Source organism: Microbulbifer sp. ABM4_008 (assembly GCF_056311705.1).
On sequence record NZ_CM149970.1, the window covers coordinates 4,285,001 to 4,311,295 of the forward strand.

Sequence of the window (26,295 nt, forward strand, 5' to 3'; positions counted from 1 at the left end):
GCAACCATAATGACATCGACATCCGCTGGTGGCTCAATCAATTCAAAGTGCACATTAAAACCATGTGCGAAAGCCAGTGCTGCACCAGACTTTAAATTTGGAGCAACTTGCTCTTTGTAAATATTCGCCTGGTATTCATCCGGAGCGAGAATCATAACCACGTCGGCATCTTTCACCGCATCGACAACTTCAGCTACCTTCAAGCCCGCGCCTTCAGCCTTTTTCCAGGAAGCAGACCCCTCGCGCAACCCAACAACAACATTCGCTACGCCAGAGTCTTTCAGGTTATTGGCATGGGCATGACCTTGAGATCCATAACCAATAATGGCTACTGTTTTTCCCTGAATTAAAGAAAGGTCACAATCTTTGTCGTAATAAACTTGCATCGCTCAATTCCTGCTTTTTGCTCTATACACTTAATACTTTTTCACCGCGGGCAATCCCGGAAACTCCGGATCGCACCACTTCCATAATTGTGTGCTCCCCCAGCGCCTGGAGGAACGCATCGAGTTTTTCGCCAGTTCCTGCCACCTGTACCGTGTACATACTGCTGGTGACATCGACGATCTGCCCGCGAAAAATATCGACACTGCGCTTCACCTCATCGCGCTGGGCACCATTGGCCCGCACTTTCACCAATAGCAGCTCCCGCTCGATATGAGAGCCTTCAGTGAGGTCCACCAATTTCACAACGTCAATAAGCTTGTTTAGGTTCTTGGTAATTTGCTCAATCTTGTGATCGTCACCAATCGTCACCAAAGTGAGACGCGATAAAGTCGCATCCTCAGTAGGCGCCACGGTGAGGCTTTCAATGTTGTAGCCACGCTGGGAAAACAAGCCAACAACACGGGACAATGCCCCAGGTTCATTCTCCATCAGAACCGAAATTATTCTACGCATCGCCCTACCCTTTAAGTTCTCTCAGTTTTGCTCAGCCACATGTCACGCATGGAGCCATTTGGTAGCACTTGCATGGGATAGACATGCTCAGATGGGTCGACGTACACGTCGATAAATACAGTGCGATCCTTAATTGCAAAAGCTTCTTGCAACTTGTTGTGCAGGTCTTCACGACGCTCCACTTTCACCCCGACGTGACCGTATGCCTCGGCGAGTTTCACAAAGTCAGGCAGCGATTCCTCGTAAACACTATTGGAAAGCCTTCCTTCATATTGCATCTCCTGCCACTGCTTCACCATCCCGAGAGCCTGGTTGTTAAGGCAGAGGATTTTTACTGGCAGATGATATTGGGTAGCCGTAGAAAGCTCCTGAATACACATCTGGATACTTCCCTCGCCAGTTACGCACACAACCTCTTTATCCGGGTGGGCTATTTTCACCCCCAAGGCTGCCGGTAAGCCGAAACCCATAGTCCCCAGCCCACCGGAGTTAATCCAGCGGCGCGGCTTATCAAACAGGTAATATTGCGCAGCAAACATCTGGTGTTGCCCTACATCGGATGTCACAAAAGCATCACCCTCAGTAATGTCATACACCGCCTTGATCACATCCTGCGGCATTATCAGAGCACCATTAGTCTGATAACGAGGAGCCGTGTAGAGCCCGTGACGCTCACGCCAATCATCGATTTGGCGCCACCAGTCAACTATCGCGGAGTGATCCGGCTGCTCATCGTTGGCTTTCAACGCTTCGAGCATCTCCCGAAGGACAGCCTGGACCGTGCCAACAATCGGGATATCGGCAACAATCGTTTTAGAGATCGAAGCCGGATCGACGTCGATATGAATAATTTTGGCACCCGGGCAGAATTTGCCTGGAGTATTAGTCACCCGGTCATCAAAGCGTGCACCTACAGCCAGAATAACGTCGGCGTGATGCATGGCTGTATTTGCCTCGAAAGTGCCGTGCATACCGAGCATTCCCAAGAAACGCCTGTCACTTCCAGGAAATGCTCCGAGCCCCATCAAGGTATTAGTCACCGGGTAGTTCAACTTTCTAGCCAGCTCGGTGAGAAGCTCGGCGCCGCCACCCTGCACCACTCCCCCGCCGGCATAAATCACCGGGCGGCGAGCTGATAGCAACATAGCAATCGCTTTGCGAATCTGGCCGCTATGCCCCTTACCTGCTGGGGTATAGGAGCGCATCCGCAATTTTTCAGGGTAGTGGTAGGGGAATCTCTCCGCCGGGTTGGTTACATCCTTTGGAACATCGATCACTACGGGACCGGGACGGCCAGTATTGGCGATAAAAAATGCCTTTTTGACGATCGTAGGAATATCTTCAGCATTTTTTACCAAAAAGCTGTGCTTCACGATCGGTCGCGAGCAACCGACCATATCTGTTTCCTGAAACGCATCCTCACCGATCTTATCCCTGGGTACCTGGCCAGATATCACCACCATAGGGATAGAATCCATATAGGCCGTTGCGATGCCAGTAATCGCGTTCGTAGCACCGGGACCAGACGTCACCAGTACCACACCCGCCTTACCAGTAGACCGTGCATAGCCATCGGCAGCATGGGTCGCACCCTGCTCGTGACGCACGAGAATATGCTTTATCGACTTCTGCCGAAAAATAGCATCATAGATATGTAACGCTGAGCCGCCCGGGTATCCAAAAATCAGATCCACCCCTTCATCCTGCAGCGCGCGAACCAACATATCGCCGCCGGAAAGTAATTCCACTTGAGTCTCCTCAATTTTCCTGTTTTATAGGATAGCCATCACCGAAAACGTATAAAACGCCTACTAGCAAGAATGCCAGGCAGCAATTATAGGGGAAAATGGTGACAAATATCAGCCTGTTGCGTGTTTAGCTGCCGATTTTTAGGATGAACTGATCGCGCATAAACACCCAACCCCAAGTAAATCTACAAAGGTTCACTACGGGGTTAGCAGGCCTCCAGGGGTGGGGAGGGCCACTCAGTGGAATTTCGATGGAGGATGTTCCACCAGGGTTAGACTCAAAACCACGGGTTTGCGGTGAAATCTAGTCACTGAGTAAACCCCCGATTTTGCCAATTGAGTCCTAGCTGTCAATAGGTGTCTGCGAAAGTGTTAAGACAGTTACAGGAAAACCCGCCAGTACCGGTACAATAAGGGGACGGAAGGAACATCAACACAAGGGGTAAGCACCATGCGCATCTTACTGGCGCTATTGATTGCAGTAACAGCTACGACCACTCAAGCCGACGGCATCTATAAATGGGTAGATGAGAATGGTGTTGTCCACTTCGGTGAGCAACCTCCAGGAGACGCTCAAGTGGACGTGATCAAAAAGCCCAAGTCAGAGCGCTATAAGAAATGGGAAGCTGAACAAAATGCGATAGCCGCACGTGAAGCACAGAAAAATGCACCTCAAGTACCTCAACAGTCAAAGGAAGAACAGCTGCCCGACGCTGAGCACCAGAGACAACAAGAGGCCAGAGCTAAAGAAGAGGCAGCAAAACGAGCAGAGCTCTGTGTCGCGTACCAAAAGAACCTTAAGAGCCTGACCACACACGCGAGAGTGCGCGAAAAAGATAAAGATGGAAACTATCGCAGGCTCGGAGAAGATGAGCGGCAAGAACGCATTACCAAAGCCCGGGAGCAAATCAAGAAAAACTGCTAGTCGCCCCTCTGACGATACCTATTCCTAAGGCTCACGGTAGGGACTATCAGTAAATTGATCCAGGCTATAGCGTTCAGTGTAATAGCCTGGTTCAAAAGCACTATCCCTGGCCATAGGTACCGTCACCCTGGCAATACTCAATTGCTTCACCAGATAGGGGCCGTCCTGCCCGGCATCGCGAATTAAGAGCCCGTAAAACTCCAGGGGAACCCAGTGCCGCCCCGCCGTTAACTCAAGAGCATTTTGCGTTGTGCCTATCGGGGATTGCTCATCGTTATAAAGGGAGCCCTGAAAATAGTAGCGCCCCTCTCTGCTGATATCGACTTCCGCCTCAATTAATAAATTGCCATCGGCGGTAACGGAATCCCGCAACGAGCCCGTATAGCTTCCCGTATCTTCAGATAGGGTGAATGCTGCCGCATCTCGGAGACCATCAATATCCGTATCCACAATGACCTTAAAAATGCCCGCTTCCAGCACCTGGCTATTAAAGGAGCCCGCCTCCATCAATACTTCGTAGACTAAGTCTCCATCCGAATCACTAAAAGCCAAGGTACCCACGACTTGTTGGTCTTCGTAAACCAACAGCGCAGTCAGGTCAGCACTGACCCGATCTCCATCACTATCGGCCTGATAGGCAAAAACCCGAATAGTATCCCCACGCAAATAAAACTTTTCATCTGTCCATATAGTCAGAGAATCCCCTTCCTCACTGTGAGTGGTTCTTTCATCCACCGCAAATGTCTGAGTAATCGGGTCCTGTTCAGGAGTTTTAATTGCTCGGTTTTCTGGCGGATAGCGATGAAAGCGGGCCAGATCCGAGAGAATGGATTCGTGTAACTCAGTCTTGTTGGGCAGGGACTGAATTCCCTTCCATAGTTTTACAGACTGATCCTCTTCCTCTTGCTCCAGTTCCGCCGGCTTAACGTTATCAGGCTTGCGGCTTCGGATAGATTGCTCTTCAGCTTTTGCTTTGGCTACAACAGCGGGCGTCGCCTCTTCACCACCAGCCAGGGCCCAGTAACCCACCAATCCAGTAACTACGGCCAGTACACCCCAGCCTGCCAGCCGGGCCTTTGAGCGATCTTTGCTTGATGTGGACATCAATACCTCCGAAGCCTTTTATTTTTTTAGTTAATTTGTGCAGGCTGAGATTCTACCCGCGCTGTTCTTTCCTGAGCCACAGTCCAGTCCATCGGGAATAGAATCATAATCGGGGGATAGAATACCACCGTTACGCTGCGCATCATGATCTGTATAGATACTGGCCAAATTGTAAGATCGAGCAGTGCCTTTACTGTCGTTATCACAAGAGAAAATCGCGCTGCCGTAAGCTACGCCAAACAGGGTTTCATATTCTTTGAGATTCAACCACAGGTTGCGCTTGGCAGATCCGGAACAGTTCATTTGCGAAGCCAAATTAATGTAACCGTCATCCTCACCATTCAGCAGCATGGAGGTAGCACTTTCCACACCTGGGAAGCCCGCATAACCCCCAATGGTGTACACCGGCGCACCGAGATTAGTCCCTACATAATTTCTCACAGTGTAAACATCATTAGTCTGCATATAGCGAACCGCCGAACACTCACGCCCAAGAAATAGTGCATTGACCAAATCGTCATACCAGCTTCCATTACATATCCGATCAACGCCTTCAGTACCGGTAATTGCACCTCCTGTGGTGAATATTGCAGCAACACCGCTGATAGCCGCATCAAAATCAACGCTCACTGCGTAGCTCTCGTTAAGCCCGGCAACTCGAACTTCTTCTTCAACCGTTTTACAGGATTTACTGCCATACCAAGTCGTGGAACATTTTTTTACTTCTTGAATTTCTGTATTGCTATCGAACTGGTTGTAGGCGCGATTGTAGTATGGAGATCCTTCAACAGCGTTACCCGCGATATACATCATTTGAGCGGCACCCTGGCTGTGGGAAATAATCCAGAAAGTGTCCTCTGCTGAGCACTGGTTTTCGTGTTCGAACCGATCTCCCTGGCCAGAGCGGATCTCTATAATTTGACGAGCAATTTCACCCGCAGTCTCATCATGCCAATAGGGAAATTCACCTTCATCAGTTGAGTTATAACCGACAACGCCGTAATTGCCGCCATCAACTAACAATTGCTCAATAAAATCACTGCTAGAATATTCGTCGAAAACCGCCTCACTCCAATAGTCCAGTGCTGGCTGCACTAAACTCCCATCATTACTTTCACTTGTAGTGTGTCCTTCGACTCCGTGTCCATGAACCAGGATATAGCAGTTTTCCGCTACCGCTGATGAAGCTCCAATTATCGCCGAGAAAAAAATAGACAGGCTTGTACCCAGCCTTTTAGACAGTGCCATTGTTACTTTCCTTTATTGTTTTAGTAAGTGGTAACTCTTGTGACTGAAGAGTTTTAAAAAATCTGAATAACGCAATGTACAGCAGACGACTAAAACTTATCCTTTACGCTCTATTAGGGAATAGGATTAAAGGCGCCAGAGGGGGGTCGAATCCGCCACGCGAAGCGACCAATTCGTCATATTCCTCAATTTATACTCGTGCTTTGAGGCGCCTTTGCTATGATGCCGGCAACGCCACCCGGACGGCAGTAAGTCATGAGAGACCAAAATAAAAATATGTCCGGCCATGCCGGCGTGCCCAAGATATTTGCGCCTTACTTTGTGGTTGCCGCCGCCAGGCTCGGCATCCCCACCGAGACGCTAATTGAACGATTGCCATTCTCATTTAGCTGGAATCCAGGAGAGAGTGAATGGCTCAATTACAGTGAATTCAATGCTCTAATTGAAAGCATACTGGCGCTATCCCCTGTTACCTCACCAGGCCTCAGCTTTAGTCGCTTCCCAATTATGCTTTGGCTTGAAGAAACTATTATCGAAGCTCAGCCCTCCTTGAGACGGCCGAGGGAGATCTTTCGCCCTGCAGAAATTGTGCTCTCACAAACTCTGGCCCCCCTCCTGCGGTTCCAGACTTACCAGGAAGCCGATGCGGAAGTGCTCACACTCAACTGGCAGCAGGAACTCTTTAGCGCTCCGGTCAATCATTTTATTGCTGAAATGCTGATGAGTCGTGGAGTAGATCTCTTGCGCACTCTTAACCCCAGGTTTCCCGAGGTCCGGGGATTAAAGTTACGCAGTGAAAAACCAGAAGATGACTCTATCCACAAGAGGATTTTCCAGTGCCCAATTGAGTTTTCCGCTGATGAAAATGCGATTATCCTGGGCTCCCAGATACTGGACTTCCCTATACCCAGTTACCATAAAATCATTCGCAGCCAAAGCCGAAATATATTAAAAGCAGTTCTACACAACACTTTAACCAGCTATAACCTGGCAGCCAGTTTGCGAGCCTGGCTCGAGAAGCACTTGCTCAGTGAAGAAATCACTATCAAACAAGCCGCAGCCCACTTCCGCACTAGTGGCCGCACTTTACAGCGCAGATTGAGAGAACAGGGAGTAACATTCCAGCAGCTTAAAGACAGTGTTACGCTATCTCTGACCAAGAAACTCCTTCTCTCAACCAGTGATTCCGTAGAAAGCATTGCGGTACAACTTCATTTTGCCGAACGCGCAGTATTTACCCGCTTCTTTAAAAAACATGAGGGAGTCACCCCTTCTGAGTTCCGTCGCAGTAATGTCGGCAGAGATATTTTCGAAGCGTAAATAAGTGTAAAGAGACTCAGGAGGCCGCTACAGCCTCCGCCTCAAAATTCCGCCCAAGATACATATACATCGCCGGCACAACAAATAAAGTAAATAACGTTCCAATTGTCATACCGGTCGCCACTACCAAGCCCATTGCAAACCTTGCTCCTCCTCCTGGCCCTGACGCTATTAACAATGGAACCATCGCCAAAACCAGAGATGCGGTAGTCATTAAAATCGGTCGCAAACGGATTGAAGTGGCCTGCTCAATCGCTGATCGCTTATCAAGCCCTGAGAGCTGTAACTTATTGGCAAACTCCACTATCAGAATACCGTGTTTGGAAATAACCCCAATCAGGGTAACCAGGCCCACTTGTGTGTAAATATTGAGAGTCGTCAATCCTAGACTGACAAAAATCATCGCTCCGCAAACACTCATGGGTACTGTGACCAACATAATCAAGGGATCGCGCCAGGATTCAAATTGAGCAGCCAGCACCAAATAAATCACTATCAAGGCAAAGAAAAAGGTAACCACCAAATCCGATCCTTCAGTTTTGAATTGCCTGGACTGCCCCGAGTAATCTACAGAATACTCGACCGGTAAGATTTCTTTAGCCGCATTATCCAACACCATCAATGCTTCACCCAACGTAATCCCAGGGCGTGGCACACCCGAAATAGTGACGGCATTTAATTGTTGAAATCTCTTTAGTTGCTGTGGTTCAACGGTTTCCGTGAGCCTTATCAAAGTACTCACAGGAACCAACTTGTCGTTTACCGCCCGAATATAATATTGCTCCAGCTGATCAGGGGTAAGGCGGTCAACCCTCTCGACTTGAGGGATAACTTTATAACTGCGATTATCCAGGGAAAAACGGTTGACATAAGCCCCGGATAACATCGCTCCTAAGTCACGACTCAGGTCCACCATTTCCACACCCATACTGGCCGCTTTATCACGATCAATTTCTATTACAATTTTTGGCTTATCAATTTTCAGATCAGAATCTAGAAAAATAAACTTTCGACTCTCCAAAGCTCGGGTCATAATATCGCTTGCCACCGATGCCAGATTCTCCATGGGCTCTGTAGAACCGATAACAAATTCAACCGGAAGCTGCCCTCCCGCAGTTGGCAGACTTGGTGGCACCACAACGGCTATTTTTAACCCGGCTATTTGCTGTACATCACTGCTAATCAACTCCTGCATCTTTTCCGTATCGCGGTCTCTCCCTTCCCAAGGAGCCAAAACAAACCCGGCCACCGCATTATTAACACCACTACTGAAGGTGCCCGCCCCATTAAGCAGAAAAAGATTTTCAACCTCAGTAAATCTCTCAGCAATGACATTAAGTTCACCACTGTACTGTTCAACATAATCTAAAGTTGCGTAAGCATCGGCAGTAGAAATTGTAAGAACAAGCCCCCTATCCTCTGTAGGTTCAAGCTCTTGAGGGGACGTCACAAATAAGAAGTAACAACTTATCAATACAATTAAGCCGAAAACCAAAATAACTCGGCGCTCATCAAGAGAAGAATGGAGCGATTTTTCAAATCTCGTCTGAAGTCGATTAAATTGGCGTTCCAGCCAAATTTCAAACCGGGTACCTCCACCATCGCGAGGCTTTAATATTTTCGAGGCCATCATGGGAGATAAAGTAAGAGCGACCACTCCAGACAGTAATACGGCGCCAGCTAGGGAAAATGCAAACTCTATGAATAGGGTCCCGGTTAAACCACCAAGAAAACCAATAGGAATATATACTGCAATTAGCGTTGTAGTCATAGCCACTACAGGCCATGCCAACTCTCGAGCCCCTACGATCGCAGCCTCTTTTGGAGGCAAGCCCTCTTCTATATGTCGATGGACATTTTCCAAAACAATGATGGCATCATCAACAACAATTCCGATTGCCAGAACCATGCTTAGCAATGTGAGCAAGTTGATGGAAAATCCCATTAAAAACATTAAAAAGAATGCACCAACAAGAGAAAGAGGTAGTGCAATTGCTGGAATTAATACGCTTCGAACTGATCCCAGAAACAAATAAATCACCAAAATTACTATAAATACTGCTTCAACAATTGTTTTGACGACCTCTTCAATGGAGTCCTGAATATATTCAGTACTGTCGTAAGGAATTTCACCTAGCATACCCTCTGGCAATTGTGGAAAAATTTTCTGCTCCAACTCCTCGCGTACTTTTTTAATAACTTCAAGGGAGTTCGCATCGGGTGCCACCTCAATAGCAATAAAAGTGGCAGACTGCCCGTTAAAAGTCACAGAGCTGTCATAGGATTCCGCTCCTAACTCTATCTCCGCCACTTCACCTAGACGAACCAGCTTATCCCCATCGGCTCTAACCACTAGCTTGCGGAAATCCAATTGACGTGCAATATCTGTATCCGCACGTATTTCCAGTGCCACACGGGTTCCCTTTGTCGAACCAACTGCCGACAGAATATTATTATCCCTGAGCGCATCAGAAATATCTGCAGGTGTGACTTCCAATGCCGCCATCTCTGTCGGCTTTAACCAGACTCTCATTGCAAAAGTACTGTCACCCAAAAGGCGAGCTCGCTGCACACCAGCTATAGTCGCCAATTTAGGTTGAACAACGCGTGTCAGATAATCCGTAATTTGATTATTAGCGAGAATATTTGAGGAAAAAGAAAGGTACATTGCAGCAGTGGTTTCTCCCTGCTGCATTTCCACGCTGGAATCCTCTGATTCATCAGGCAATTCACTGCGCAGCTTATTTACCTTGGCAACGACCTGAGTTAACACTTCATTTGGATCGTAATCAAAACGTACATAAACGTTTATCGTTGAGAGACCTTGCACGCTGGTGGAGACCATGTAATCGATACCATCTGCAGTAGCAATCTCTTGCTCAAGCGGCGTAGTAATAAACCCCTGCACTAGATCTGAGTCGGCACCAACATAAACGGTGGTTACTGTAATAACTGCATTTTCAAGTTCCGGGTACTGCCTGACATTTAATTCCGTTAGCGACCTTAAACCCAATAGAAAAATAAATAGGCTGACTACGCAGGCCAACACTGGCTTTCGAATGAAAATCTCTGTGAAATTCACAACCTATAAATTCCAGGTTTAACTATTTTCCGGTGTGGGGTCTGCGCTTTCTGGGGGTTGATTCTGATTATTGATAACCGCTTTCTCTCCATTGCGAAGTTTGAGTAGTCCGCTGCTAGCCACTATGTCCCCCACCAAAAGTCCTTGTGTAATTTCAACTAGATCCCCACGCTCCTCACCAGTTTTCACAAACCGTTTAACTGCGATCATATACTCGCCATCTTTATCGGGCTCCAACACAAAAACCGCCACCCCATAGGGAGCAAAAGCCAATGCGGTTCTGGGAATAACGAGCACTTTTCGCTGTGCACTTATCTTTACGGATACCTGGGCAAACATTCCAGGACGTAAATCGTGTTGGGGGTTTTTCAGAGTAGCTTGAATCAGAAAGTTCCTACTTGCACTATCCACCTGAGGGTCAACAGCAGTAATTCTTCCTTCGTAGGTATTTTTAGGGAAAGCATCTGTTGTCAACTGAATAGCAAGCCCAGCCTTAACCAAGGCATATTTTTGTTCAGGGAGGGAAAAATCAACAAAAATAGGGTCAAGTTGCTGTAGAGAAACAACAGACTCCCCCGGGCTTACATTCTGCCCAAGATCGATTTGTCGAATTCCCAGTACTCCACTAAAAGGCGCCACGATAACTCGCTGATCCACCCTGGCCCGCTGCACTTCTATATTGGCAACCACCTGGTCCAAAGTACTGCGAGCGCTATCCAAATCTGCTTCGGTTGTTACACCTCGCCCCAGCAGAGTCTTGATCCGCACGTAATTACGACGGGCCAAGCGAAGCTCTGCATCCAACACCTGCAACTGCGCCTTTTCTGGTTCAGCAAAAATTTCCGCCAATAAATCGCCCTTCCTAACATGCTGGCCCGACTTGAAGTGAATAGCGCTGATAACCCCCTGAGCTTCGGTAGTAACCTCTACACCATTAACAGCTCGAATGGTGCCTATTCCTCTCAGGTCTTCCTTCCAATATTGAAACTGGGCGGTTGCTGAAGTCACTGTGGCCGCAGGCAGGGCTAAGTTGTCTATGAACTGATTCACCATATGCCTGCCAATTAATTTATAAGCAAAAATTCCGCCGAAGAGCAAAAGGCATCCCAGCAGCATTAGCAACATACGCTTACTGATATCAGGCCCCCCTAAGGTGTCGTCAATAAAAACTATAAACTGATACTTGCAAGGGAAACTATGCGCTACGGAGAGGTGCCCCTCTACGTAAATATCCGAACAAACGGATTAGCGCACCTGTGAGTATAGATATGGAGAAAGTGAGGAATCGGTGGGAGTTTAGGGGTGCACTATATGGCACCCCCAAGTGCTTTTTTATCGGAATACGGCTTTATCGCCTTCAACATCCGCGTGGATCGTTGCTCCAGGGGAAAACTTACCGGCGAGAACATCTTGCGCCAGCGGGTTTTCCAGCCATACCTGAATAGCACGCTTTAATGGCCGTGCACCATAAACGGGATCGAACCCAACTTCTGCTAATTTATCCAGCAGACTTTCAGATACCTCTAATTTCAGGTCCCTCTCTGTCAGTCGACGGCAAAGTTGTTGCAACTGAATTTCGGCAATAGATCGTACTTCTGCCTTATCCAGTGGATGGAAAACAACCACTTCGTCAATACGATTTATGAACTCTGGCCTGAAATGGTTCCCCACCACGTCCATCACTGCACTTTTCATCTGTCGATAACGAATTTCAGCGTCCAGGTCATCGCCATTTTCCGCAGTGGCGTATTTTTGAATTAAATCTGAGCCAAGGTTTGAAGTCATTACGACGACGGTATTACGGAAGTCCACCGTGCGCCCCTGGCCGTCGGTCAGGCGGCCATCATCAAGGACCTGTAAAAGAATATTGAATACATCGGGGTGCGCTTTCTCCACTTCGTCTAATAGCACAACAGAATAGGGCTTTCTCCGCACCGCTTCAGTCAGGTACCCCCCTTCTTCATAACCTACATATCCGGGGGGGGCGCCAATCAGTCGGGCCACAGAGTGCTTCTCCATAAATTCCGACATATCGATACGCACCATGGCGTCTTCTGTGTCAAACAAGAACTGAGCCAATGCCTTGCATAATTCCGTCTTACCCACACCGGTTGGGCCGAGGAATAAGAATGAGCCATTGGGTCGGTTGGGGTCAGCTAGTCCCGCCCTCGAGCGGCGTACGGCATTAGCAACCGCTTCCACCGCTTCCCCCTGTCCGATGACCCGCTTGTGCAACTCATCTTCCATTCGCAGTAGCTTTTCACGCTCACCTTCGAGCATCTTAGATACAGGAATACCCGTCCAGCGGGATACCACTTCAGCCACCTCTTCATCGGTAACCCGATTGCGCAGCAGGCGGGGTTCTTCAGAAGCTTCAGCGGTAGCGGCACTTTTAAGCTGTTGTTCAAGTTGTGGAATTACACCGTACTGTAATTCAGACATTCTATTGAGATCACCTGCACGCCGTGCGGACTCCATATCGAGCTTGGCCTGCTCGAGCTTTTCCTTGAGGTCGTGGCTGCCGGCAAGCTGTGCCTTCTCCGCCTTCCAAACCTCTTCAAGATCGGAGTATTCCCGCTCCAGTTGTAGAATCTCTTCTTCCAGTTTCGACAGGCGTTTTTTAGTCGCCTCATCATCCGTATCCTTTTTAACCGCCTCACGTTCAATCTTTAATTGAATTAGACGGCGCTCCAATTTATCCATGGATTCCGGTTTGGAGTCGATCTCCATGCGTATCCGGCTGGCGGCCTCATCAATAAGATCAATCGCTTTATCTGGTAATTGACGATCAGTGATGTAACGCTGCGATAATTTTGTCGCCGCAATAATTGCAGAGTCGGTAATATCAACACCGTGATGTACTTCGTAGCGTTCTTTTAATCCGCGCAGAATCGCAACCGTATCTTCTTCAGTTGGTTCATCAACCAGCACTTTTTGGAAACGCCGCTCAAGCGCTGCATCTTTTTCAATATATTGCCGATACTCATCCAGAGTGGTTGCACCGACACAATGCAGTTCCCCACGGGCCAAAGCGGGTTTCAGCATATTTCCCGCATCCATGGCCCCCTCAGCTTTACCGGCACCCACCATCGTGTGGATCTCATCGATAAAGAGAATAATGCGGCCTTCCTGTTTTGATAATTCGTTGAGTACTGCTTTTAATCGCTCTTCAAATTCTCCACGAAATTTTGCACCCGCCAACAATGCCCCCAAATCCAGGGAAAGAAGACGTTTGTCTTTTAGCCCTTCCGGCACTTCACCATTGACGATACGTTGAGCGAGCCCTTCAACAATGGCAGTTTTACCAACACCCGGCTCACCAATTAGTACAGGGTTATTCTTGGTACGCCGCTGTAAGACTTGAATCGTCCGCCGTATTTCATCATCTCGGCCGATCACCGGGTCAAGCTTGCCGGCCAGAGCCCTCTCGGTCAGGTCGAGAGTATATTTATCCAGCGCCTGGCGCGCCTCTTCCGCATTGGGGTCATCCACTTTTTCGTCGCCACGCACTTTTTGAATTGCCGCCTCTAGTTGTTTAATGTCGCCGTTGGCATTTAAGATTTTGGAAATCTCTCCCGCCGCAGAGTCGAAAGCCGCCAGTAATACAGTTTCACTGGAAATAAAACTGTCACCATTTTGTTGGGCTCGCTTGTCCGTAAGATTCATTAAGCGCATTAATTCCTGGGACATCCCCACATCACCCGTGGGGGAAGTCACCCGCGGCAGGCTATCCAACCGCTTGGCAAGGTCATTGCGCAACCCGTTTAGGTTAAAACCCGCCTGTGACAGGAATGCGGGTACGCTTCCGTTGTTCTGGTTAAGCAGTGCCAGAATCAAGTGCTCGGGATAAATCTGGTTGTGGTCGCGCCCTACTGCTAGGGATTGCGCATCAGCAAATGCCGCCTGTAGCGGGTTTGTCATTCGGTCAATTCGCATGAACGAAACCTCTTTTACTCGATTTTTTCAGAAGCGCTGCAATAGTGGCACTAATTTGCCTTTTACATTCGCTATGGTACTGACAAGTAAAATAGGGGCGCAGGAAGGGTTTTCAATGATTTAAATCAATAGCGGCATTTATTCTATGCAAAGTGGTTCTGCGGCAAATCTATCTCTTATAATTTTAACAGCCCAGTCAACGCCCAGCCTTGTAATTGCCCAAGCTGCCCCAATATTATCGAATGGCTTACACAGAAAAAATAAGCCATCTAGAAATTCAGTTCAGTCTTTATCCCGCCATATCAAAGTTGCCATACGACCGGTTTCAGACTCCCTGCGGTAGGAAAAAAACTTCTCAGGTTCTGACATTGTGCAGAGCCCCCCACCGTACACCTCGCCAATCCCCAGCTCTGCCAACTCCGCGCGAGCCAGGGCGTAGATATCTGTTAAAAAGTGCAGTGGTTTCTTAGTGTGTGGGCGGAAACAGCTAGCGATTTTTTCTGTGTGTCGACTGCTAATTGCATTTTCAAAGAATGCCTCGAGGACATCGATTCCGGTTTCAAAGGCCTCCGGACCAATCGCTGGACCCAACCAAACCATCAACTCCTCAGGATCACACTTCATCGCCCGTACGGTATTGCGCAATATACCACCGGCCAATCCGCGCCACCCGGCATGGGCTGCTGCTACGCGGTTACCACTCTTATCGCTTAGCAAAACAGGCAAACAGTCTGCGGTTAGCACGGCACAGACAACACCTCTTTTCATACTAAAGCAGGCATCTGCGGTTCGAACTAAGGCGTCATCACTTGCCTCGACTACTTTGTCGCTATGGATCTGCTCCAGCCACTGCGGTTCTGAGGGCAACTCAAGCTCCTCCCTCAACTGTTGGCGATTGGCAGTAACAGCTGACTCCTTGTCCCCCACGTGAGCAGCCAGATTAAAGGAGGAGAAATGGCCACAACTTTGGCCCCCAGTGCGTAGCGTCGTCGCCGCCCTCACCCCTGCGGGTGCGGGCCAATCGGGTATCAGGTAGTGGTTACTTGGCATTGAGATATCTTGCTTTGCGAAATTGTCCTTTCGAGAACCGGCGATAGGTGCCCAGGCGAATTTATAACCGGTACTTCAGGGCTCATCAGCGCGCAACTGATCGAGCAGTGCTTGCATGTCATCAGGCATTGGCGCACACCAATGCATGTCCTGTCCACTGGTGGGATGTACTAGAGCTAGTTCAGCCGCATGCAGAGCCTGCCGAGGGAAGCTCTGGAGAGCTTCAACAAGGTCTGCCGAGGCCTCTGGAGGCAACTTTGGGCGGCCTCCGTAGAGTGGATCTCCCACGAGCGGGTGCCTGATATGGGCCATGTGTACCCGAATCTGATGAGTACGACCGGTTTCCAGCTTGCAGCGTAAGAGCGTGTAAGCGCTGTAACGCTCCTGTACACGATAATGAGTGATCGCCTCTTTGCCGCCAAAGTCCAAAACAGCCATCTTGAGACGATTTTGACGATGCCGACCGATGGGCGCATCAACACGACCCGCAGTGGTGATATATCCTTGGACCAAGGCATCATACTGTCGACTCACCGTTCTCTGCTTTAATTGATCCACGAGATGGGTCTGAGCGGCCAAAGTCTTAGCCACAACCATCAGGCCACTGGTGTCCTTATCCAGCCGGTGAACAATACCGGCTCGGGGTATCAGCTCCTGGGCTGGATTGTGATGAAGCAGGCCATTGAGCAGAGTGCCGTCGGGGTTACCGGCAGCGGGGTGGACTACGAGGCCCGCGGGCTTATTGACCACCATCAGGCAGTCATCTTCGTACATAATATTGAGGTCGAGGTCCTGGGCAGCCCAGCTACCTTGGGGTTCCAGCTCTGCGCGAAGCTGGATAAGCTCGCCGCCAAAGAGCTTTTCCTTGGTCTTAGCTGGGGCTCCGTTTAAGGTGAGCTGGCCGCCTTTGATCCACGATTGGAGGCGCGCGCGCGAAAAATCGGGAATTAATTCGGCTGCGGCCTGGTCTAAACGTCGACCAGCCATATTGGCAGGAACTTGGATATCTAGTTTTAGGTGTTCAATCATCAATCAATTGCAAATACTTTGGGCAGCTCCGCGACTGTGGTTAAATGTCCGACGCGCCAGGTTAATACTGGTGGGTAGTTTAATAAGGTAGAGTGTAAGAATGATAGAGCGAGGGGCTATGCAGACCTGGAAAATGCTGTGGCTGGCCTTGGTGTCCGCAATATTGGTTGCCTGCGCCAACACAGATGATTCGGAAGTGGGCCTACCCACAGGTTCACGTACAGAGCAGGCATACTACGAGATGGCCCAGCGACAGCTGCGAACCAGCCAGTGGGATCTTGCCATCAGAAACCTGCGAGCCCTGGAAGACAACTTCCCATTCGGCAACTACGCGGAACAGGCTCAGCTTGAGCTGATCTATGCCTACTACCGCAACTATGAAAACGATGCTGCTATCGCCGCTGCAGACCGCTTTATCCGCCTACACCCCCAGCACCGCAATGTCGACTACGCCTACTACATGAAGGGCCTGTCCTCCTTTACTGAGGGCACAGGCCTGTTCGAACGCTTTATGCCTACCGACTTGACCAGTCGCGATCCAGGATCGGCTCGAGAGTCATTCGCTTATTTCTCCCAGTTAATGGCCCGCTACCCTGAAAGCCGCTACGCTCCAGACGCGCAAAAGCGCATGATCCACTTGCGTAACCTGCTGGCCCGCTATGAAGTTCACGTGGCTAACTACTACTTTAAGCGCGGCGCCTACCTCGCAGCAGCCAATCGCGGTCGCTACATTGTGGAAAACTTCCAGCAGACACCCGCAATCCCCGATGCCCTGGCAGTTATGGTTCAAGGTTACCATTTGATGGAAATGCAAGATCTCGAGGCTAATGCCCTGGATGTACTGCGCAATAACTATCCAAAGCACCCCGCTTTTAACGAAGATGGCACTTTCAACTACGACTTTTACAAAGGTCCGAGCGGCCGCAGTCTAGTGCACAGGGTTACCCTGGGCCTGTTTGAAAAATCTGACCCGCGGGGCTTTGACAGCCGGGAACTCTATAATCCCGAATACAACCGGGACGAGACTCCCCTGCCTCCAGAGCTTCTGTAACTTATCACTTGATAATATAAACGGCGCCATTCGGCGCCGTTTATATTTTCCGGATAGCTAGTCACCCAGCTTCCAGCCATTGGTGATGGGATAACGGCGATCCCTTCCAAACCCGCGTTCAGAAATACGCACCCCGATGGCTGCCTGGCGCCTCTTGTACTCATTGCGTCCCACTAACCTGACCACACGCTCTACATCCTCTCTCTGGAAGCCACGCTGAATGATTTCCTCAGCGCTGTGGTCTTGATCAACATAGAGGTTGAGAATTTGATCCAGGATCTCATAAGGCGGAAGGCTGTCAGAATCCACTTGGTCTGGGGCCAGCTCAGCACTGGGAGGGCGAGTAATGACCGTTTCAGGAATCACTTCAGAAATTGTGTTGCGGTAACGGGCCAGCTCGAATACCAATACTTTGGGAACATCCTTCAGGGCATTGAATCCGCCTACCATATCCCCGTATAAGGTCGCGTAACCAACGGCCATCTCACTCTTGTTACCGGTGGTCAGGACCATCGCGCCCTTCTTATTGGAGATAGCCATCAAAAGAACACCACGAGAGCGGGCCTGCAGGTTCTCTTCAGTGGTATCCCTCTCACTGCCAGCAAATTCTTCAGCGAGAGCGCCCATAAACGAATCAAAGATGGGCTCGATACTAATTTCCCGATAGTGAACCCCCATTCTTTCCGCCTGATCGGCCGCATCGCCTTTACTCAGATCCGAGGTATAGCGAAACGGCATCATTACCGCCTCAACACGCTCTTTACCCAGCGCATCGACCGCAACTGCCAATGTCAGAGCAGAGTCGATTCCACCCGACAACCCCAGTACAACACCATTAAAACCATTTTTATTAACGTAGTCGCGCACCCCAAGTACCAGGGCTTGGTACACGGAAGCCAAATCGCCGCGAGGAGGAGCAATTTCCCCAGGGTGTACCGTCAAATCCTGTCCCTGCAAAGATATGGAAGCTGGCAACAACTGCTCTGTAAACTCCTCAGCCCTGGCACATACCTCTCCCTCAGCGTCAACAACGATTGAGCCACCGTCAAAAACCAGCTCGTCCTGACCACCGCACCAGTTTACATAGGCAATGGGGACTCCGGCATTTCTTGCCTGCCTGGAAACCAATTCCAGCCTCTGCTGAGCCTTGCCCCGATGGAAAGGTGATGCATTGACGTTGAGAATCAACTTGGCTCCAGCATCGACTGACTGCTTGATGGGCTCTGGAAACCAAATATCCTCACAAACACTCAGCCCCACAGGAACTCCCCTGATATGCACTACACAGGGAGATTTACCCGGCTTGAAGTAACGCTTTTCATCAAAGACCTGATAGTTAGGCAGCTTCTGTTTGGCATATTCTGCGATTAACTCTCCCTCAACTATGACCCCCGCCATATTGAACATAACGCCATCGAGCAACTTGGGGTAACCCACAACAATGGCGCAGGGCAGTTCTGCAGCTTTGAGCTGATCCAATGCCGCATCAATACGAATCTGCATACTGGGGCGCAACAACAAGTCTTCAGGAGAGTAGCCGCACAGGGTCAGCTCCGGGAAAAGTACCAAGTCAGCACCCAGTTCCTGGTACGCTCGGCGCGCAATTTCTATCACCTGCTTGGTATTCCCTGGAATATCTCCCACCAGGGAATTGATTTGTGCCAGCACTAACTGCAAAGTAGACATCGTTGAACCTCGGACAAGACAGGCCGCTATTGTAACCCCATCGGGGTAACAACAGCAGCGGCTCACCACTACAAGAATACCGGGCATCTACAGTGAGCAGTTCCCAGACATCCCCCCAACAACACCATGAGCTTTTACGCATAAGCGCAATTTACCGAGTAGCAATAGCCCTAGTTCTGCTGGGAGTATTCTACTCCGACATAGGTGGAGGCTCACTTGGCACGTACTTGCCAACACTATTTATATATACAACGTCTTCCTATGCCCTTCTGAATGTGGCGTGGTTACTATTTTTGCGCCAGAAGGCTTACCAGACAAATAGCAGCCAAGTCGGGATTATTTTGGGCTGTGACATTCTGGTTTTCTTGTTGTTGATCGAGGCTAGTGGAGGGCTGAACTCTGGACTCGGTTACTTACTGCTTATCAGTTGTTCAATCGGTGCCATCCTACTTGATAAGCGCCTCAGTGCATTTTTTGCGGCCATTGCTAGCTTGGGTGTTATCGCACTCCAGCTTTACCATTTTCTAACTGAATCGGGTTCTAGCCAGGAGATTGTGTCTGCTGGCGGACTAGGTTTACTACTATTTGTAACCGTAAGTGCCATCCAGTACCTATCGGAACGTATTCGTAAAGCTAATATTCGCGCAGACAAACAAAGCCGCCAGGCTGCACACCTTCAACGCCTGGCTCAAGAAATCATTGAAAGAATGAATACCGGTGTATTAGTTTTAGGCCCTACTTACAAGCCAGAGCTGATCAATAAATCAGCAAGAAGATTGCTAGAAAACCAAATCGATACAGCACATGACTACCATGCAGAGCTGAGACAAAAGGTTAGGGAGTGGCGCAGTCATAAGAGTCAAAATAATGCCCTTATCCCCGCAAAAAATGGGGACGAGCTTCATGCAAACTTTTCAGAATTGCACCATGATGCAGGTCATAGCACATTAATTTTTGTCGAAGATAACCGTAAGCTGGCAGAAGCTGCCCAAAAGCTCAAGCTTGCATCCCTCGGCCAACTAACAGCCTCTATTGCACATGAGATACGTAATCCTTTAGCCGCTATCAAGCACGCTGCACAGCTGTTGTCGGAGTCTCCGCAATTGAAACAGGAAGACAAAGAATTAACTGACATAATATGCCGCCAAAGCCAACGCATTAATCAGATTGTTGAAAATGTTATGCAGCTTTCGCGGAGACGTGCCAGCTCAGCCCAGAAACACGATCTTAAAGCCTGGCTCAAACAGTTTTTAATAGATTTTAATACCGGTAAAACCGACAACATTGTCAAGTTAGATATCAAAGAACAAGCATTGCCAGCATACTTTGATTCTGCACAATTGGGTCAAGTAGTTACCAACTTAGCTGATAATGCTTTACAACACTCTCAAGTAACTACTGGAACAAACCATGCTACTATTTGTGCCTACTACAATAAAGCACACAGGAAAACAGTTCTGGAAGTCAAAGATTTAGGCGCAGGCGTCCCCGAAGAACTCCTCGATAAAATATTTGAACCATTCTTCACAACAGGTCAAAACGGGAGTGGACTAGGGTTGTATATCGCTCGGGAGCTTTGTGAGGTCAATAACCTTAGCCTTTATCATTGCCGTAGTAACGACGACAAGAGCTGCTTTAGAATTGAGTTTGCCCGCGATGAGGACGTTACTTGATCTACCGCAGGGACCTTTTTTGATCTACAAGCCATTATGGTTTTCTGATTTCTGACATAATTACAATTGATATACTACTTACTAATTTCAACACAACAAGAAAAGACAGAGAAATAATGCGACCTCTGGCACTGGTTGTTGACGACGAACCAGATATTTGTAACTTAATTAGCCTAACACTCAAACGAATGGATGTGGACTGCCACAGTGCAGGTACACTCTCACAAGCGAAGGAGTTGCTACACAACAATAACTATCAATTTTGCTTAACAGATTTACGCCTACCTGACGGCGATGGCTTGCAACTAGTTGAACATATTCAAGAAAGTGTCGAATCACACTTACCTATTGCTGTTATAACTGCTCATGGGAATATGGATAGTGCAATTAAAGCGTTAAAATTAGGCGCGTTTGACTTTGTCAGTAAACCCGTAGATTTGGAGCGGTTGAGAAATTTATCCCAGCTTGCTCTCCGGTTGAATCACCAGCAAATCAGTGAATTAGCCCAAAGTGACGCAGAACTACTATTGGGCGACGCTGACAACATGCAGGTTTTAAGAAGTCAACTGACAAAAGTCGCACGTAGCGATGCCCCTATATATATCAGTGGCGAATCTGGGTCCGGAAAAGAACTAGCGGCTCGATCTATTCACCAACAAGGAGCTAGAGCCGATAAACCTTTTGTTCCTATTAATTGTGGTGCTATCCCAAATGAACTGGTGGAAAGTGAACTTTTTGGACATCGAAAAGGTAGCTTTACCGGAGCCTACAAAGATAAAACTGGATTGTTACAAAGTGCTGAAGGGGGAACTTTATTCCTCGATGAAGTTGCAGATCTTCCCTTAGATATCCAAGTTAAGTTACTTAGGACTATTCAGGAGAAAACGATCCGACCAATTGGCTCAAATCAGGAGGTCTCCATTGATGTCCGGATTCTAAGTGCCACCCATAAGGACTTAGCTAAGGAGGTGGCAGAGGGACGCTTCCGCAATGACCTTTATTATCGGATCAATGTTATAGAAATCTCAATCCCACCACTACGCGATCGTATTGACGATATTCCGATTCTTGCACATGTAATAATGCAAAGAATAGCCCGGAAATCTGGCTCTTCCAGGCCTCAAATAGATTCCCAAGCTATGTCAGCACTCAAAAAATTTCGTTTTCCAGGCAACGTTAGACAGCTGGAGAACATTCTAGAAAGAGCTTTCACTTTATGTGACAAAGGAGTGATAAAAGAGTCAGACCTCAAGCTTGAGCCAACTACAATATCAACCAAAGACACACGCAATTTGTTACCCCAGGGGTCCTCACCAACCAATATTCCCGCTAGAGAATTATTTGACTCTTCTGCACACGAAACGATTGATGATTTTCTACAGGAAATTGAAAAAGAAGTGATACAAAACGCTCTTAGCAAGACCAGATGGAACAGAACTGCAGCAGCAGAGCGACTTGGTATCAGCTTTCGTTCGCTTCGCTACAGATTAAAGAAGTTAGGGCTAGAAACTTAGCCAGATGATATGAGCAGCCCCGCTTAAGTCAGGGCTACTCATATGGTATTAAAATAGCTTCAACAAGCAATTCAAAAATGCTTACCAACAGTCAACTGTATTGGCTCCCGTCGCTCCCCTAACACCAGTTTGAGTCAGAGTAAAGCTGGTACAATCACTATCACCAATTTGTGCAGAACCAGCTTGCGGAGTCGCAGTCAATGTATATGTTGTCTCCGTAATAACACCAGAGATTGAATAATAATCATTTTCCGTAGAGATAGTATTCCCACCTGAAATTTCGTTTGCCGCGGTGCAATTTGCATCATTGTAAGCACTAAAAGCAGTAAAGCAGCGCTGTAATCGCTGTGCCACATCGTTCATCTCAGCTTTCGCTTCTGTACGATTGCTTTCTCTTACTGACTCCAAATATGACGGATAGGCAATGGCCGCCAAAATCCCTACCAATACGACAACAACCATTAGTTCAATTAAGGTAAATCCGGAAGATTTACAAAAAATCGGCTTTTTCACGAAACTCTACTCCTTAAAATGCCGCCAGGATAAACGTCCTCCCCCTGGGATAACTGTACCAGGTACATTTCCATACTCTCCCGAAGTATCAGAATATGGAATATACACTTTTCGGCCAGCCTTGATAACATCGGAATAACCAGTAGTAGCACTATCCTGTTTTGTATTAGGTTCATCCAAGATACTTTCATTTACATATCGGGAATCGCCTAACCCAACAAGCTCCATAGTCCAACCTGTAGCACCATAAGCGCAAGGATCCTCTGATGGAATTAGGGTCGGAAAAATCAAGCGATCCCTAATTAGTAGCGGTTTGCTAATAACTCTCTCACCTGTTGTATCGGCAGTAGAACCAGTTCCTGCAGATATTTTCCCAAAATCTAAATACCATCCCTTTTTAGTATCCCACCAAGAGGTATCACTATCTCCATCAATGGTTCTTAAATCACCAGATTCTGAGATAGTTTTTTCAAATAATTCAGACCTATTAGTAGAGGTAATATTAGTGCCACTATCGACAATACCATAAAAACTATGAACAACATCCCCCTCATCATCATCCGCTGGTGTTAAGTAGCTGCCAGTACCAAAATATACCATGATAGCTCCATCCACCTCTGAGTTGTCTCCCAAAGTTGGTGCTGCAGTTATAGGTTGAGAGCTTCCATTTACATCGTTTGCGGTGAACAAAGGTTCAGGTGATGAATCATTGCCATATGCGACTTTCCAGCTGCTCTCAGAGCTACTGCTCAAATCAAACTTCCACATGTTGCCGTAAATATCACCAGCATATGCAGTTTGTACCACACCATAAACATCAGGTAGCAACGATGGACCAGCTAAACCATTGTTAGTTGAGCTGCCGGCCTCTAATACTACGATGTCGCTAGGGTCCGCCAAGTCAACAATTACAAGAGCAGCAGTGTCATCTGTAGAGTTATATCCATTTCCGAAGATCAATTTCCAACCTGCAGGTGTTGGTGCGATAACAGGCTGGCCAATTATATTACCTATACTATCGTCATCTACACTATCCAACTCAAACAAAACCTCAGGGCTTGAAGGGTTGGTTACATCCAAGACAAACAATCCCTCGGAGCCAGCACCATATGTACCTACAAGAATATTCCTCCATGACTCACTTACGCCCTTTTTAAAGTAAGCATCGCTCACATACAAAGGCCCATCCACGATATATTCATGAGGGTTTGACTCAGAACCGTAGTCAGTAGCTGTTAGATCGGCGAGCTTTTCATATGCACCTGATGGGATATACGCAAATTCCTCAACACCAGTAGAGGTGTTTAATCCATGTAACATTCCATCGTTCGCGCTTACATAGAGAATTTCTTTTGAGCGAACCTGCTTAGTATCAGATAAGTACGTTGCATAAGTGTCGCCTCCAAGACTGGAAGGAAGATATGAAAAGTTCATATCGCTATTATCCGCTAATGCTGGGCTGCTATTAACAACATCTCCCAACAAATAAGTGCGGCTACGCATCCCGGTAATCGACGCCCCCCAAAGCCAGTCCAAACGCTCTTCTCCAACAGATTCATCGTCAGCACCTTTTAGAGCTGACTTTTGTTCATCCGTCAAATTACTCCAAGTAAAATCAACTGTATTGACACCATCATAAGTTAGAATGGTTCGGCCAGAGGTCGGTATTTTCCCAGAAGACGAAGTACTCCACTTAGCGGTATCGCTCAAACTTCCATCCGTATCCATTTCGATGGCTTTAACTTCGCCACTCCAGTCATTTGAATCAAATAGAGCCTGGAAAATCAATGTATCTGTTCCGAGACGGGTAGAGTTAGCCGCAACTGCTGATGCCGATCCAGACCGGCCGCTAATATCGCTTAATACAGCTGTTAACTGGTCAGCAAAAGTTGTGGAATCGCCGGCACTATAGAAGCCTCCTCGACTATTGAGGGAGGCATGTAGTAGATCATCTAACTTATTCGAATCACTCGAGTCAGGGTCCCCCCAGGAAATAGCGCTACCCGTATCAATCGCATCAAAGGCCGTAGTCGAATCGACGCTACCTGTAACCCCAAGTGCGACACCAAATGTCACCATATGCTGCCAAGTAGCGGTATCAATACTATCTTCAGCCTGGTTTACATCATCTGATAAGTTTCCATTTAAATCAGTCCTCCAGTAATGCATAGCAATGTCCGCCAAAGTATTCGAATACGAATCAGAGAACGGAGCACTATAAGAGCCATCCACATTGCCATAACTATTAAAACTGCTGTAATCATTGCCATAACCATCTGTCATCAAAATGGTATAACTGGACCGACATGCTATGTCAGAGCTGGTACTGCCACTATCACCGGGAGTCGAAGACCAAGGGCCCCTACTATCTGTCCGGCTATAATACTCACCTGCCGCTTCCAGTGCTCCCAATAATGGCGTACCTTGTGAAGGGATATCAGTTCCATACAGTTCTTTAAAGAAGTTCTCCCTGTCCGTACTCTTAAAGGTACGCACTCCTGAAAGGATCACATCAGTACTGATTCCATCTACAGAGTTATAGCCAGTATTTAGAGTGCCAAAACCTACACGTAGCCCCTCTCCCTGAGCAGAAAAAGCATGTCCAATCCCCGCTCTTGACATAAGTACACGAGAGCGATGATAGCTATACCAGTTCGCGAAATTCTGTATTTCCTCTTCATAAGTACAAGCATTTGCATCAGCACAATCGGTTCGTGCACTTCCACCTACATAAGTACTTCCATTATTCCTAATTTCAACTCGGGTATAGCTACTAGAGAAATAAACGTCGCCTGTTCCGTTATAATTAAAATACGTAGCAGGGTAAAAAGTTAGATTTCCACTCTCGCATAGATTATTGGAAGAATTACTTGAGTCTTTGGTGGCACTATCTTTTATCCAACAATTCGCACTTTGTGTATTATCAACTGTAAGATTTCTCCACCCCTTAGAAGTATCATACGGGTTGTGATATGCCTTTTCTGGATCTGAATCTTTGAAAGTAGTATCGTTTTCATCTACTTCAGCCCAAGGAAGATAAAGCACCGTAGGATCATAATAAGATTTATTATTGTAAGAAGAGCGATAATAGGCTGCCCATTTATTATCACTATCAAACTTCGCTATGGTTTGATTATCATTTGAACCGTTCCAGTAGTCACAGCCAGATATCGAAGAACTACTATAGGGGCATGGTGTTAATTGTACATCGGTATTATCGCTGTCAGCTTCAGTCTGGGGAAAGACATATCTCACAGGATAAGATTCGTAAGTAGTACGACCTCTTCTAGTCTGGGGTACGTAAAAATAGTCTGTAATTTCTGAAGGCGTAACCTCAAACTGCATTGATCCAGAGTCATCCAAAATAAACATTATGTTTGGATCAACAGAGGTACTTAAAAACAGTGGCTGTTGGGAGAGTTCAAGAGATACCGCACTATGAGCCACTCCTAAACTAAAAATTGCAGCCATAAGTGTTGAGGCGCTATTGTACTTCCTTAAAAAACTAATCATAAC

The 26,295-nt window shown here is 47.7% G+C and carries 18 protein-coding genes (1 of these 18 running past the window's edge); 5 read left to right on the forward strand and 13 right to left on the reverse strand.

Features of this window, described 5'->3' with window-relative positions; translation table 11 throughout:
• The 3 genes in view from ilvC to ACYX4J_RS18610 are tightly spaced (at most 22 nt apart) and all read right to left on the reverse strand, a layout consistent with a single transcriptional unit that may run on beyond the window.
• Positions 1 to 386, reverse strand: partial view of a ketol-acid reductoisomerase gene (gene ilvC / locus ACYX4J_RS18600; protein ID WP_282934339.1) — the 5' end (the start) only. The gene continues 640 nt to the left of window position 1, outside the view; only the first 386 of its 1,026 coding nucleotides appear in the window; its start codon is at positions 384 to 386; its stop codon lies off the left edge, out of view.
• A 22-nt stretch (positions 387 to 408) separates the two neighbouring features.
• Complete coding sequence (ilvN, locus tag ACYX4J_RS18605) at positions 409 to 900, reverse strand: acetolactate synthase small subunit (RefSeq protein ID WP_282934340.1); 492 nt, start codon at positions 898 to 900, stop codon at positions 409 to 411.
• Positions 901 to 911: 11 nt separating this feature from the next.
• Positions 912 to 2,648, reverse strand: coding sequence for an acetolactate synthase 3 large subunit (locus tag ACYX4J_RS18610; protein ID WP_413664326.1), 1,737 nt, complete (start codon positions 2,646 to 2,648; stop codon positions 912 to 914).
• Between the two features lie 451 nt (positions 2,649 to 3,099).
• Between ACYX4J_RS18610 and ACYX4J_RS18615 the strand changes: the two genes are divergently transcribed.
• Entirely contained in the window at positions 3,100 to 3,573 is a 474-nt protein-coding gene (locus ACYX4J_RS18615) for a DUF4124 domain-containing protein (protein WP_444906453.1), read from the forward strand.
• Between the two features lie 24 nt (positions 3,574 to 3,597).
• Here ACYX4J_RS18615 and ACYX4J_RS18620 read toward each other — a convergent pair whose 3' ends face one another.
• Complete coding sequence (locus ACYX4J_RS18620; RefSeq protein ID WP_444906454.1) at positions 3,598 to 4,677, reverse strand: DUF4785 family immunoglobulin-like domain-containing protein; 1,080 nt, start codon at positions 4,675 to 4,677, stop codon at positions 3,598 to 3,600.
• 30 nt (positions 4,678 to 4,707) lie between these two features.
• Complete coding sequence (locus ACYX4J_RS18625; protein WP_476177285.1) at positions 4,708 to 5,925, reverse strand: hypothetical protein; 1,218 nt, start codon at positions 5,923 to 5,925, stop codon at positions 4,708 to 4,710.
• Positions 5,926 to 6,180: 255 nt separating this feature from the next.
• Between ACYX4J_RS18625 and ACYX4J_RS18630 the strand changes: the two genes are divergently transcribed.
• Positions 6,181 to 7,245, forward strand: a complete 1,065-nt coding sequence (locus ACYX4J_RS18630; protein ID WP_475710892.1) for a helix-turn-helix domain-containing protein — start codon at positions 6,181 to 6,183, stop codon at positions 7,243 to 7,245.
• 16 nt (positions 7,246 to 7,261) lie between these two features.
• Here the strand turns inward: ACYX4J_RS18630 and ACYX4J_RS18635 are convergent, their stop codons facing one another.
• From ACYX4J_RS18635 to rluD, 5 genes are all read right to left on the reverse strand, one after another.
• Positions 7,262 to 10,327 carry an efflux RND transporter permease subunit gene (locus ACYX4J_RS18635; RefSeq protein WP_445360562.1) on the reverse strand — a complete coding sequence of 1,022 codons (3,066 nt, stop codon included), beginning with the start codon at positions 10,325 to 10,327 and terminating at the stop codon, positions 7,262 to 7,264.
• Between the two features lie 18 nt (positions 10,328 to 10,345).
• Complete coding sequence (locus ACYX4J_RS18640) at positions 10,346 to 11,452, reverse strand: efflux RND transporter periplasmic adaptor subunit (protein WP_476177286.1); 1,107 nt, start codon at positions 11,450 to 11,452, stop codon at positions 10,346 to 10,348.
• 207 nt (positions 11,453 to 11,659) lie between these two features.
• Positions 11,660 to 14,263 carry an ATP-dependent chaperone ClpB gene (clpB, locus tag ACYX4J_RS18645; protein ID WP_476177287.1) on the reverse strand — a complete coding sequence of 868 codons (2,604 nt, stop codon included), beginning with the start codon at positions 14,261 to 14,263 and terminating at the stop codon, positions 11,660 to 11,662.
• Positions 14,264 to 14,545: 282 nt separating this feature from the next.
• Complete coding sequence (pgeF, locus tag ACYX4J_RS18650; protein ID WP_444892744.1) at positions 14,546 to 15,313, reverse strand: peptidoglycan editing factor PgeF; 768 nt, start codon at positions 15,311 to 15,313, stop codon at positions 14,546 to 14,548.
• A gap of 75 nt (positions 15,314 to 15,388) precedes the next feature.
• Positions 15,389 to 16,342 carry a 23S rRNA pseudouridine(1911/1915/1917) synthase RluD gene (gene rluD, locus ACYX4J_RS18655; RefSeq protein ID WP_476177288.1) on the reverse strand — a complete coding sequence of 318 codons (954 nt, stop codon included), beginning with the start codon at positions 16,340 to 16,342 and terminating at the stop codon, positions 15,389 to 15,391.
• Between the two features lie 118 nt (positions 16,343 to 16,460).
• On the opposite strand from rluD, the gene ACYX4J_RS18660 reads away from it, so the two are divergent.
• On the forward strand, positions 16,461 to 17,393 hold the full coding sequence (locus tag ACYX4J_RS18660; RefSeq protein ID WP_444895250.1) for an outer membrane protein assembly factor BamD: 933 nt from the start codon (positions 16,461 to 16,463) through the stop codon (positions 17,391 to 17,393).
• Positions 17,394 to 17,450: 57 nt separating this feature from the next.
• Here ACYX4J_RS18660 and ACYX4J_RS18665 read toward each other — a convergent pair whose 3' ends face one another.
• Complete coding sequence (locus ACYX4J_RS18665) at positions 17,451 to 19,079, reverse strand: NAD+ synthase (protein ID WP_476177289.1); 1,629 nt, start codon at positions 19,077 to 19,079, stop codon at positions 17,451 to 17,453.
• Positions 19,080 to 19,171: 92 nt separating this feature from the next.
• Here ACYX4J_RS18665 and ACYX4J_RS18670 point away from each other — a divergent pair, with 92 nt between their 5' ends.
• Positions 19,172 to 20,752, forward strand: coding sequence for a sensor histidine kinase (locus tag ACYX4J_RS18670; protein WP_444940070.1), 1,581 nt, complete (start codon positions 19,172 to 19,174; stop codon positions 20,750 to 20,752).
• A 116-nt stretch (positions 20,753 to 20,868) separates the two neighbouring features.
• Positions 20,869 to 22,266, forward strand: a complete 1,398-nt coding sequence (locus ACYX4J_RS18675; RefSeq protein ID WP_476177290.1) for a sigma-54-dependent transcriptional regulator — start codon at positions 20,869 to 20,871, stop codon at positions 22,264 to 22,266.
• Between the two features lie 81 nt (positions 22,267 to 22,347).
• On the opposite strand, the gene ACYX4J_RS18680 is transcribed toward ACYX4J_RS18675, so the two are convergent.
• Together ACYX4J_RS18680 and ACYX4J_RS18685 are read right to left on the reverse strand one after the other, a co-directional pair.
• Positions 22,348 to 22,779, reverse strand: coding sequence for a type IV pilin protein (locus ACYX4J_RS18680; RefSeq protein ID WP_476177291.1), 432 nt, complete (start codon positions 22,777 to 22,779; stop codon positions 22,348 to 22,350).
• Between the two features lie 6 nt (positions 22,780 to 22,785).
• A complete protein-coding gene (locus tag ACYX4J_RS18685; RefSeq protein ID WP_476177292.1) occupies positions 22,786 to 26,292 on the reverse strand; it encodes a pilus assembly protein in 3,507 nt (1,168 codons plus the stop codon).
• Between the last annotated feature and the right edge of the window lie 3 nt (positions 26,293 to 26,295).

Coding starts and splice junctions, on each gene's coding strand:
- pgeF (WP_444892744.1), bottom strand. CDS start 15,313: ATGCCAAGTAACCACTACCTGATACCCGATTGGCCCGCACCCGCAGGG.
- clpB (WP_476177287.1), bottom strand. CDS start 14,263: ATGCGAATTGACCGAATGACAAACCCGCTACAGGCGGCATTTGCTGAT.
- rluD (WP_476177288.1), bottom strand. CDS start 16,342: ATGATTGAACACCTAAAACTAGATATCCAAGTTCCTGCCAATATGGCT.
- ACYX4J_RS18625 (WP_476177285.1), bottom strand. CDS start 5,925: ATGGCACTGTCTAAAAGGCTGGGTACAAGCCTGTCTATTTTTTTCTCG.
- ACYX4J_RS18640 (WP_476177286.1), bottom strand. CDS start 11,452: ATGTTGCTAATGCTGCTGGGATGCCTTTTGCTCTTCGGCGGAATTTTT.
- ACYX4J_RS18660 (WP_444895250.1), top strand. CDS start 16,461: ATGCAGACCTGGAAAATGCTGTGGCTGGCCTTGGTGTCCGCAATATTG.
- ACYX4J_RS18630 (WP_475710892.1), top strand. CDS start 6,181: ATGAGAGACCAAAATAAAAATATGTCCGGCCATGCCGGCGTGCCCAAG.
- ACYX4J_RS18615 (WP_444906453.1), top strand. CDS start 3,100: ATGCGCATCTTACTGGCGCTATTGATTGCAGTAACAGCTACGACCACT.
- ACYX4J_RS18620 (WP_444906454.1), bottom strand. CDS start 4,677: ATGTCCACATCAAGCAAAGATCGCTCAAAGGCCCGGCTGGCAGGCTGG.
- ilvN (WP_282934340.1), bottom strand. CDS start 900: ATGCGTAGAATAATTTCGGTTCTGATGGAGAATGAACCTGGGGCATTG.
- ACYX4J_RS18685 (WP_476177292.1), bottom strand. CDS start 26,292: ATGATTAGTTTTTTAAGGAAGTACAATAGCGCCTCAACACTTATGGCT.
- ACYX4J_RS18665 (WP_476177289.1), bottom strand. CDS start 19,079: ATGTCTACTTTGCAGTTAGTGCTGGCACAAATCAATTCCCTGGTGGGA.
- ACYX4J_RS18675 (WP_476177290.1), top strand. CDS start 20,869: ATGCGACCTCTGGCACTGGTTGTTGACGACGAACCAGATATTTGTAAC.